7 protein-coding genes are annotated in these 9,795 nt (G+C 73.5%); 3 read left to right on the top strand and 4 right to left on the bottom strand.

Annotated elements, in window-relative coordinates:
* Nucleotides 1-240 precede the first annotated feature (240 nt).
* On the top strand, nucleotides 241-1,050 hold the full coding sequence (locus ACZ38L_RS10785; RefSeq protein WP_465691376.1) for a DUF3050 domain-containing protein: 810 nt from the start codon (nucleotides 241-243) through the stop codon (nucleotides 1,048-1,050).
* 16 nt (nucleotides 1,051-1,066) lie between these two features.
* On the opposite strand, the gene ACZ38L_RS10780 is transcribed toward ACZ38L_RS10785, so the two are convergent.
* The 3 genes from ACZ38L_RS10780 to ACZ38L_RS10770 form a co-directional block, all read right to left on the bottom strand.
* Nucleotides 1,067-4,726 (bottom strand): tetratricopeptide repeat protein, encoded by a 3,660-nt coding sequence (locus ACZ38L_RS10780; protein WP_465691374.1) that lies wholly within the window; start codon nucleotides 4,724-4,726, stop codon nucleotides 1,067-1,069.
* Entirely contained in the window at nucleotides 4,723-5,049 is a 327-nt protein-coding gene (locus ACZ38L_RS10775) for a trypco2 family protein (RefSeq protein WP_465691372.1), read from the bottom strand. Before ACZ38L_RS10775 ends, ACZ38L_RS10780 begins: the two co-directional genes overlap by 4 nt.
* Before the next feature lie 76 nt (nucleotides 5,050-5,125).
* Entirely contained in the window at nucleotides 5,126-6,268 is a 1,143-nt protein-coding gene (locus tag ACZ38L_RS10770) for a threonine aldolase family protein (RefSeq protein ID WP_465691370.1), read from the bottom strand.
* A gap of 306 nt (nucleotides 6,269-6,574) precedes the next feature.
* Here ACZ38L_RS10770 and ACZ38L_RS10765 point away from each other — a divergent pair, with 306 nt between their 5' ends.
* Nucleotides 6,575-7,222: a M23 family metallopeptidase gene (locus tag ACZ38L_RS10765; protein WP_465691368.1), complete on the top strand. Its 648-nt coding sequence runs from the start codon at nucleotides 6,575-6,577 to the stop codon at nucleotides 7,220-7,222.
* Here the strand turns inward: ACZ38L_RS10765 and ACZ38L_RS10760 are convergent.
* Nucleotides 7,189-7,866 carry a TetR/AcrR family transcriptional regulator gene (locus ACZ38L_RS10760; protein ID WP_465691366.1) on the bottom strand — a complete coding sequence of 226 codons (678 nt, stop codon included), beginning with the start codon at nucleotides 7,864-7,866 and terminating at the stop codon, nucleotides 7,189-7,191. The two genes, ACZ38L_RS10765 and ACZ38L_RS10760, sit on opposite strands and share 34 nt — an antisense overlap.
* 244 nt (nucleotides 7,867-8,110) lie before the next feature.
* Between ACZ38L_RS10760 and ACZ38L_RS10755 the strand changes: the two genes are divergently transcribed.
* On the top strand, nucleotides 8,111-9,715 hold the full coding sequence (locus tag ACZ38L_RS10755) for an MDR family MFS transporter (protein ID WP_465691364.1): 1,605 nt from the start codon (nucleotides 8,111-8,113) through the stop codon (nucleotides 9,713-9,715).
* Nucleotides 9,716-9,795 lie beyond the last annotated feature (80 nt).

Raw genomic sequence — 9,795 nt, 5'->3', positions numbered from 1 at the left:
GGGGGGGAGAAAAAAATTCCCTCCTCAGGCGAAGTGGAAAGAGGAGGGGGGGGAAGGCAGAAGCGGCGGGGGGCCGAAAAAAAAAAAAAAAACCCCCCCCCCCCCCCCCCCCCCCCCCCCCCCCCCGGCGCCCTTTCGTTCACAGGCCTTTTCGGCTGACCGGGGCCCGGCGGGCGTGTCCTGAGGGCGGCGGGCCAGTTCTCCAGTGCGAGACGTACCCCGCCCCCGATCGGAGTCGCCATGACCACTGCCACCAGCCGCTACCACTGGGACCGCACCCACCCGGGCCTGACCGGGCTGCAGCGGGCGATCGAACCGGTCCGCCAGGAGGTGGTGACCCACCCGGTCTACCGTGAGTTGACCAGCCTCGACCGGGTCCGGGCCTTCCTCGGCAGCCACGTCTACGCGGTCTGGGACTTCATGTCGCTGCTCAAGACCCTGCAGCGGCGGCTGACCTGTGTCGAGGTGCCCTGGGTGCCGACCGGTCCGACCGCCAGCCGGCGGTTGATCAACGAGATCGTGCTGGCCGAGGAGAGCGACGAGCTGGGCGAGGGCTACACCAGCCACTTCGAGCTCTACCTGGCCGGAATGGACCGGGCCGGCGCGGACACCGGGCCGGTCACCGCGTTCCTGGAGCTGCTGCGGGCCGGCACCCCGGTCCGGGAGGCCGCCCGGCGGGCGGACGTACCGCCGGCGGCGGCCGCGTTCATCGGTACCACCTGGGACATCATCGAGCGGGCCCCGGTGCACTGCCAGGCCGCCGCGTTCGCCTTCGGCCGGGAGGACCTCATCCCCGAGATGTTCCACCAGGTGATCGGCATCGACGACACGGAGGACCGGCTGGAGCCGTTCAAGGACTACCTGGCCCGGCACATCGAGGTGGACGGCGAGCAGCACACCCCGATGGCGATGCAGATGCTGATCGACCTGTGCGGCACGGACCAGACCCGCTGGGCCGAGTGCGCCAGCACCGTGCGGACCGCGCTGCGGGCCCGGGCGGAGCTGTGGGACGCGATCCTCGCGGAGCTGCCGGTCTGCGTGCGCTCCTGAGCGCACGAGCCGGCCCTCAGCGGCGGTCGAGGCTCTGGCGGACGGTCACGGTGAGCGGGTGGCCCGGGCTGAGGTGGGCCTCACAGAGGGCGAGGGTCTGACCGGCCAGCGCGGCGGCCTGGCGCTGGTCGCCGGCCGCCCAGTAGGCCTCGGCCAGTTCGTGCCGGGTGCGCAGGGTGTCCGGGTGGGCCTCACCGAGCAGGCTCCAGCGGTCCCACAGGACCTGCTTCAGCAGCTGCGCGGCGGCCCCCGGCTCGCCCGTCCGGCGGCGGGCCGCCCCCAGCTCGTGCCGCAGCGCCAGCGGCTCCGGGTGCTGGTCGCCGAGCACGCCGCGGGCCCGGTCCAGGGCGGAGCCGAGCAGGGCCAGCCCGAGCCCGTGGTCGCCCTGGCCGAGGTAGCCGACGGCCAGGTGCCGGTGGGCGGCGAAGGTGGCCGGGTGGTCCTCGCCGAGCACCCGGGTCCGGGCCAGCTGGACGGTCTCCAGCAGCGGCACCGCCCGGTACAGGTCGCCGGCCTCGGCGTAGGCGTTGGCGAGCCGGAGGCTGACGGTGAGAGTGGCCGGGTAGTCCTCGCCGAGCGCGCGGGCGGCGTCGGCCTGGAGCTGCTCCAGCACGGCGATGGCCCGCGCCAGGTCGCCCGCCTCGGCGAAGGCGGCGGCCAGGTCGGTGCGGATGACCACGGTCTCCGGGTCGTCCTCGCCGAGTGCCCGCTCGGCGTCCATCAGCAGCCACTCGAACATGGTGATCGCCCGGGCCAGCGCACCGGCGTCGCGCAGCGCGGCGGCCAGGCCGCCGCGGGCGGCCAGCGCGTGCCGGCTGTCCGGGCCGAACAGGGTCTCCGCCTCCTCCCGCAGCTGCTCGAAGAGCGGGATCGCCCGGGAGACCGCCCCGGCCTGCAGATAGGCGTTGCCGAGCCGGCTACGGATCAGCAGCAGGTCGGCCGGCCCGGCCCACTCCTCGGCGTCGCCGAGCAGCCGCTCGTAGCGCGGGACGGCGCCGGAGAGCGCGCCGAGCTCCAGGTAGGCGTCGGCCAGCCGGAGCCGGGGCGCGAAGGTGTCCGGGTGGCCCTCGCCCATCACCTGCTCGGAGAGCGTGACCAGCTGCTCCAGCGCCGGGATCGCCCGGTCCAGGTCGCCGGCCTGCTGGTAGGCGCGGGCCAGGATCTCCCGGGAGGCCAGCGCCGAGGGTTCGTCACCGTCGGCCACCCGGCCAGTGTTCTCGGCGAGCTCGGCGAGCCGGGCCAGCGCCTGCTCACCGCCCATCTTCTCCAGCAGCCGGCAGACCAGCCAGAGCGGCAGGTCGCTGTCCGGGGTGAGCAGCGGCAGCAGGTCCTCGCCGATCGCGTAGAGGCAGTGCCACTCCCGGTCCTCGTAGGCCTGCGCGGCCTCCACCGGGAAGAGCCGCAGCAACGGGCGGAGCCGGCCCAGCACCTCGTCCGTCACCTCGGCGTCGAGCACCGAGGCGTACGGCAGGCAGGTGGCGGCGACCAGCCGGATCCAGCGGGCCTCGCGCGGGTCGGCGGACTCGTCCGCGACCGCCAGCACCCGCAGCAGCAACACCGCCCGGTCGCGGCGCGAGCAGTGGCCGACCGCCATCCGGACCACGTCCGCCCAGGTCTCGTCGCCGGAGCGGCGGGCGAGCATGCCGAAGTCCCGGTCCTGGACGAACTCCCGTGCGGCCAGGTAGTCCTGGAAGGTGCGATGGACGAACTCGAAGGTCTCGGTGCTGGTTTCGGCGAGCAGGCCGGTGCGTTCCAGCAGCTGGCGGTAGACCTGTTCGGCGTCCAGGCGGCGGCGCGCGGGCAGGCTGGGCAGCACCCGGTCGATCTGCCGTAGCGCGTCCGAACGACCGCCCTCGTGCTGGCCGTTGGTGACCAGCCAGGCCGCCACCCGTTGCAGCGCGGCGAGTTGCTCCTCGCGGCCGAGCTGCTGCTCGGCGGGCACGACCACCACCCGGCGCTGCTTGTCGCGCCGGACCAGCAGCATGTCCAGCGCCGACTCGTAGACCTCCATCTTGCGGTGCGGCAGCGCGCCCTCCCACTCCCGGTGCAGCGCGCAGATCATCGCGCAGAGCAGCGGGCTGTCGGTCAGCGCGGCCAGCTCCGGGGAACGGTCCAGGGTGCGCAGCAGGGTGCTCCTCATCTCCCGGAAGCGCAGCTCCTGGGCGGACCGCTCGGCCTCGGTCGGCTCGTCGACGTCGGCCAGTTCGGCGGCCAGCGCGGCCTGGTGCCAGCGTTCGATGAGCAGCGTGCGGTCCCACTCGTTCATCGGGCAGAGCAGCAGCTCGTCGAAGCGCAGGTGGCGCAGCCAGCGGGCCGGCACGGCCGAGGGGCGGACGGTGACCAGGGTGAAGACCCGCGGGTAGTCGTCGAGCAGCTCGGCCAGCCAGAGCTCGGCCTCCTCCCGGTGCTGCCGCGGCACCTCGTCCAGTCCGTCCACCAGCAGCACGGCGCGGCCGCTCTCGAAGAGCCGCTCGGCCCAGCCGTGCGGCTGCCCGTCGGCCACCCGGCTGCGGTCCATGGCGAGGAACTCGGCCGGCCGCGGGCTCAGGTTGCGCAACTGGAGCATGGTGCGCAGGCGCAGGAAGAACGGCACCCGGTGGTTGAGCTCGGCGAGTTCACCGGCGAAGCCGCCGGAGACGGCGGTGACCGCGAGCCACTGCAGCAGGGTGGTCTTGCCGGAGCCCGCCTGGCCGCGCAGCAGCACCCGGCGGCGGCCCTTGAGCATGCCCTCCACCCGGCGGCGCTGCGCCGGGCGGCCGAGCAGGGCGGTGGTGCCGGTCGCCGCGGTGTGGCACGACTGCGCCGGGTCGGCGTCGGCGGCCGGGACCGCCTCCAGGCTGAGGTAGGCGGTGTCCAGGTTCCAGGGGCGGGACATCGGCAGGCCGAAGATCTTCAGCCGGCCGTGCTCGCGGCGGATCGAGCGGGCGTAGGCCTCCTCGAACTCGGCGTCGGCTCGCTCGCGCGGCGAGATGCCGCGCGGTCGGACCGGGGCGCCGAGGTGCCGGGCGAGCAGGTCGGCGAAGTCCGGGTCGGCGAGCAGCGGGGCGAGCGGGACCAGGCCGAGCTGGGAGTGGTGCCAGACGCCGGGGGCCAGGTCCGCGGTGGCCAGGCCGAGCAGCAGGCCGTTGAAGACCACCGGGGCGCCGGACATGCCTGACCACGGGGACGCGGCGCCGGGGACCGGGCCGGGCGGCTGGTGCTGGGTGGTGAGCACGTGCCGGCCGGTGCCCAGGCCGCTGGCCGGGGCCAGGGTGCCGACCAGCTGGTGGCTGCGCAGCACCGTGCCGTCCTCGCGGCCGGCCGCCGGGTAGCCGGTGGCGTGGCAGAGCGGGACCGGCTCGGTGCTGTCCAGTCGGCCCCAGCCGAGCGGTTCGAGGCGGCGGACGGTGCCGGGGCGGACCAGGTCGGCGGTGGCCAGCAGCAGCGCCACGTCGGCACCGGCGGCGAGCTCGGCACCGGGCGGCTCCCCCGGCGCGGGCGGGTCGGCGCGCCAGAGCACGGTGCAGCGCACCCAGCCCCGGCCGCCGGGTACGGCGGCCTCGACGGGTACGGCGGCCTCGGCCGGCGTGGGCGGCAGCAGGTGGGCGGCGGTGAGGATGAGCCGGGGCGTGAGCAGCACGCCGCTGCCCTGCGCGGCGGCCCGGACGGCGGCGGCCCGCGGTGCGGGCAGGCTCAATGGAAGCCCTCGCGGCTGCCGAGGTCGGGGTTGCCGACCAGCGGGCTGTCGCCGGTGACGAAGTCCTTCGGGGTGAGCGTGACGGTCACCCGGTGGGCCCGGGTCCGGCCGGCCGAGGCCTCCGCGTCGGCCGACAGCACCCAGGCCCGCACTCCGCCGGAGAGCTTGCCGTCCCGGCGCAGCTCGACCCCGAACTCCAGCTCCACCGGGCCGACCTCGAACTGGATCCGGTGGCCGGCACCCCGCTCGGCGGCGGCCGCCAGCTGCTGCCGGACGGCCTCGATGGCGTCGGCCAGTTCGATGTCCGGGACGTGCTCGTTCACGGGCTCCCCCAGGGTGATCCACGCGGTCGACTCGTTCCGACAGTAGTGCAGCCTTTTCGGCCGGGAGGGCCAAATATCAAGGCCGCGTGGGAAGTCGGGCCAGGAAGTCGACGGCGGACCGCCTGACGTCCTCCACCTGCCACTCCAACGCGGGTGCCAGGACACTGAGTTCGGTGACCGCCAGCCCCGGCAGCGGACCGTCCGACCAGGTGCCGAACAGGCCGTCGCCGCTCTCGGCGGCGTGCCGCAGCCCGGCCTCGTTCAACTCCCGCGCCGGGTACGGGAGCCAGAGTTGGAACTGGTGGGTGTGCGGCGGGTCCGGATGCAGCCGGGCCCCCGGGACGCCGTGCAGCGCCTGCCGCAGACCGTCCGCCACCACCCGGGCGTGCGCCAGATAGCCGGGCAGCCGGGGCAGTTCGCGGTCCAGCCCGGCGAGCGCGGCCAGCACGGTGGGCCACTGCTGGTAGACCAGACCGCCGTAGCGGTGCCGCCAGGCCCTGGCGTCCCGCACCAGGCCGGCCGGTCCGGCCAGCGCGGCGCCGCTCAGGCCGCCCAGCGCCTTGTAGAACGAGACGTACACCGAGTCGCCGAGCGCGGCGAGTTCGGGCAGCGGACGGGCGTAGTGGGCCGCGGACTCCCAGAGCCGGGCGCCGTCCAGGTGGACCACCGCCCGCCGCTCGTCCCGGGCCACGGTCACCGCGGCCACCAGTTCCGGCCACTCGGGCAGCACGAACCCGGCCTCGCGCAGCGGGAGTTCGAGCAAAAGGATGCCGAACTCCTCGTCGAAGTCGCGCAGTTCGGCAGCGGTCGGTAGCCGGAGGGCGGTGGTGGGCCAGACGCCGTGCAGACCCGACAGCCGTTGGTAGGCGCGGCGCTCGTGGGTCTCGAGGTGGGCCAGCGGGTGGGTGGCGACCACGCGGGTGCCGCGGCGGCGGGCCCAGCAGCGCAGCGCGACCTGCTGAGCCATCGTGCCGGTGGGGAAGAAGAGCGCGGCGGGCTTGCCGAGCAGCTCGGCCACGCGGCGCTCCAGGGTCGCCACGATGCCGTCGCCGTAGAAGTCGGGGCGCTCGGCCGGGCCGGCCAGCGCGGCCGCGTCGGCGGTCAGCTCCGCGAGCCGTTCCCGCGGGGTCTCCGGCCGCCGCCCGGAGAGGATCCGCCGGCAGTCGCGCCAGAGCGCGAAGCGCTGGGCGCCGGCAGCAGCCGTCTGCTCATAGCTCATCCCCTGATGGTCCCTCAGGAGTGGCGGAATGTCGTCGGTCGCGCCGAAGGCTTTCTGCACCGCGCGGCACGCCTTGGGGGTGGCACTGGTCACAGGCCGGGAGGCCGGCACGACCGGCGGTAGGAGGCGGGGGACGGCCGGCGACGGCGGTGTGGTGGGTCCGGCGGCGCCACTACTGGACGGCGTAGTAGAGCGTCCGATTTCGATCCGGCCCGATCCGCCGCTACACCTGAAGGGTCCCCCGCCGAGCGGGCCCACTCGAAACATCCCCGAACCCGCTGCGAGGTCGAGTCCACCGTGCCGGCCGTGCCATCCCCACCGTCCGGGTACCGGCGGTTCGACCTGTCCGCCGCCTTCCGCGGCTCGTACCGGCGGACGGCCCTCACCGCGACCGCCGGCGCCGCCCTGCTGGCCGGCGCGCTACTGGCGGCGATCCCGGGCGGCCACGGCGCGGTTCCGGTGGCCGCGTCCGCCGCCACGCACGACGAGCCGCACGTCCCGGAGGCGGCCGACCGACCCGCCGAGCCGCCGGCCCCGCCCGCGCCGGACTGGTCCGCCCCGGTCCCCGGCGCGCCGATCAGCAACCCGTACGGCAGGCCGAACCGGGCCTGCGCGGCGGGCTACCACACCGGCGTGGACTTCGCGGTCGCCCCCGGCACGCCCGTGCTCGCGGTCGGCGACGCGACGGTGGTCTCGGCCTTCTACGACGGCGCCTACGGCAAGGAGGTCGTGCTGCGGCTCGCCGACGGCCGGTTCGCCCAGTACGCGCACCTCTCCGCGCTGGAGGTCACCGCCGGGGAGCGGGTGACGGCCGGCCAGCGGATCGGCGCCTCCGGCAGCACCGGCAACTCCACCGGTCCGCACCTGCACTTCGAGATCCGCACCAGCAACAGCTACGGCAAGGTCACCGACCCGGTGCACTACCTGTCAGAGCGCGGCGTCTCGGACTTCTGAGCCGGCACCGTTCCGGGCCGGTCCGCCGGGCCGACCCGCCCGGCGATCTCCAGCGCGACGGTGAGCGCCGCGTTCATCGCCTCGTTCATCGCGCTCTCCGGCACCGGCGCGCCGCCGCACCGCTCGTTCTCCCGGCCCGCGGTCTCCGTGGAGTCGTGCTTGAGCAGGAAGAACGCCGTGTTGACCGAGAAGAGCGCCATGGTGGCCCGCAACCGGTCGTCGAAGGAGGCCTGCGGTCCGTGCACCAGCTGGATCATCCGGATCATCCGGTCCTTGAACGCCAGCCCGGCCGCGGAGTCCCGCAGCGCCGGCTGGTTCTCGTGGAAGAACCGGAGCAGCGGGGCCCGCTCGGCCATCCCGGCCGCGAACCGGCGGACCAGTTCGTCGCGCACCTTCGGTGACCACGGGTGCTGCTCGCCCCAGGCGATGGCCTCGTCGATCGGTGCCGCCATGCTGTCCACGATGCCGTGGACGATGTCGTCCTTGGTCTTGAAGTGGTAGTACAGGGCGGCCTTGGTCACACCCAGCCGGTCGGCGATCTCGCGCAGCGAGGTCTTCTCGTAGCCCTGCTCCGCGAAGAGGTCCAGCGCGACCGCGATGATGCGTGCCCGCGTGTCACTGCGAGGGTGCTGCGACGTACTCATGGCTTCACGGCCTGCCTTGGTAGAGCTTCGGAGTGCGGGCATGGAGGCCCACGGACGACCCTCCGGCCACGGACCCCACCCGGGGCATTCTCCCTGCCCAGGGCGGTACTTCCGAAACCGGCTTGACGCCTGGCTTACGCAGACCTTACCGTGCCAACGGACGAATAACTAGCCGGTCGGCAAGTAAGCACCCGGCCCAAGGGGGCCGCTGAGCCGCGGACCGCACGCTTCCGGGAGACGCACCATGTCACAACAGCAGGTCGATGCGACCGCGGAGAACCCGCCGGGCGCAGTCGGGGGGCCGGCCGGCACCCAGGAGCAGGTACCGCACCGCTCACCGCGGGAGATCCGACTGGTGATGGTCGGACTGGTCATCGCGATGCTGCTCGCCATGCTCGACAACCTGATCGTCGGCACCGCCATGCCGACCATCGTCGGTGACCTGAAGGGGGCCAACCACCTCTCCTGGGTGGTCACCTCCTACACCCTCGCCTCCGCCGCGGCCACCCCGATCTGGGGCAAGCTCGGCGATCTGGTGGGCCGCAAGGGCACCTTCCTCACCTCGATCGTGATCTTCCTGGTCGGCTCGGCGCTGTCCGGCCTCTCGCAGAACATGAACGAGATGATCGCCTTCCGCGCCCTGCAGGGCCTGGGCGCCGGCGGTCTGATGGTCGGCGTGATGTCGATCATGGGCGCGCTGGTCGCGCCGCGCGACCGCGGCAAGTACCAGGGCATGTTCGCCGCCGTGATGGCGGTGGCCACCGTGGGCGGCCCGCTGATCGGCGGCTTCATCACCGACCACTTCAGCTGGCACTGGATCTTCTACATCAACCTGCCGCTGGGCATCGTCGCGCTCGCCGTGGTGACGGTGACCCTGCACCTGCCCAAGGTCCGCTCCAACGCCCGGATCGACTACCTCGGCGCGCTGCTGCTCACCATCGGCATCACCTCGCTGGTCCTGATGACCACCTGGGGCGGCACCCAGTACGCGTGGAGCTCCAAGCACGTCATCGGCCTGATCGTGCTCTCGGTCGCCGCGCTGCTCGGCTTCTGCTACGTCGAGCAGCGGGTCAAGGAACCGATGCTGCCGCTCAGCCTGTTCCGCAACCGCGACTTCTCGATGGTCTCGATCATCGGCTTCATCGTCGGTTTCGTGATGTTCGGCGCGGTCACCTTCCTGCCGCAGTACCAGCAGATCGTGCAGGGCGCCTCGGCGACCAACTCCGGCCTGTTGCTGATGCCGATGATGCTCGGCCTGCTGGTGGTCTCGCTGGTGGTCGGGCAGGTCGTCACCCGGACCGGCAGGTACCGGATCTTCCCGATGATCGGGACCGTGGTGATGACCGGCGGCTCGCTGCTGCTCGCCAGCCTGGGCACCGAGACCAGCCGCACCACCTCGGCGCTGTACATGCTGGTGCTCGGCGCCGGCATGGGCTTCCTGATGCAGATCACCATGCTGGTGGCGCAGAACAGCGTGCAGCTCAAGGACATGGGCGTGGCCAGCTCGACCGCGACGCTGTTCCGCACCATCGGCGGCTCGTTCGGTGTGGCGCTGTTCGGCTCGCTCTACACCAACCGGATCACCTCGACGCTGTCCGCGCGGATGCACGGCGCCCCCGGGCTGTCGGGCAGCAGCACCGAGCAGCTCACCCCGGAGCGGCTGCGGACCATGCCGCCGGCGGCGCAGGACGCGTTCCACCACGCGGTGACGAACGGCATCCACACGGTGTTCGTGTGGGGCGCGGGGGTCACCGTGCTGGCGATCGTGGCGTCGCTCTTCCTGCGCGAGATCCCGCTGCGTGGCGGTGCCCAGCAGAAGGAGAGCGCCCTGGAGGCGGCGGCGATCTGAGTCGCGGCCCCCTCGCGGGGGTGGCGCGTCGCGAACCCGAACCGGCCCGGACCGGACGCCAGATGGCGTCCGGTCCGGGC

The organism is Kitasatospora sp. NPDC024654, from assembly GCF_055559155.1.
Note: the sequence above shows the minus strand (reverse complement) of the source record. Positions and strands in the feature narration are given on the sequence as shown.

Excerpts from the sequence above, each read along its gene's own strand:
- ACZ38L_RS10785 (WP_465691376.1), top strand. The coding sequence starts at position 241 with ATGACCACTGCCACCAGCCGCTACCACTGGGACCGCACCCACCCGGGC.
- ACZ38L_RS10770 (WP_465691370.1), bottom strand. The coding sequence starts at position 6,268 with ATGAGCTATGAGCAGACGGCTGCTGCCGGCGCCCAGCGCTTCGCGCTC.
- ACZ38L_RS10760 (WP_465691366.1), bottom strand. The coding sequence starts at position 7,866 with ATGAGTACGTCGCAGCACCCTCGCAGTGACACGCGGGCACGCATCATC.
- ACZ38L_RS10755 (WP_465691364.1), top strand. The coding sequence starts at position 8,111 with ATGTCACAACAGCAGGTCGATGCGACCGCGGAGAACCCGCCGGGCGCA.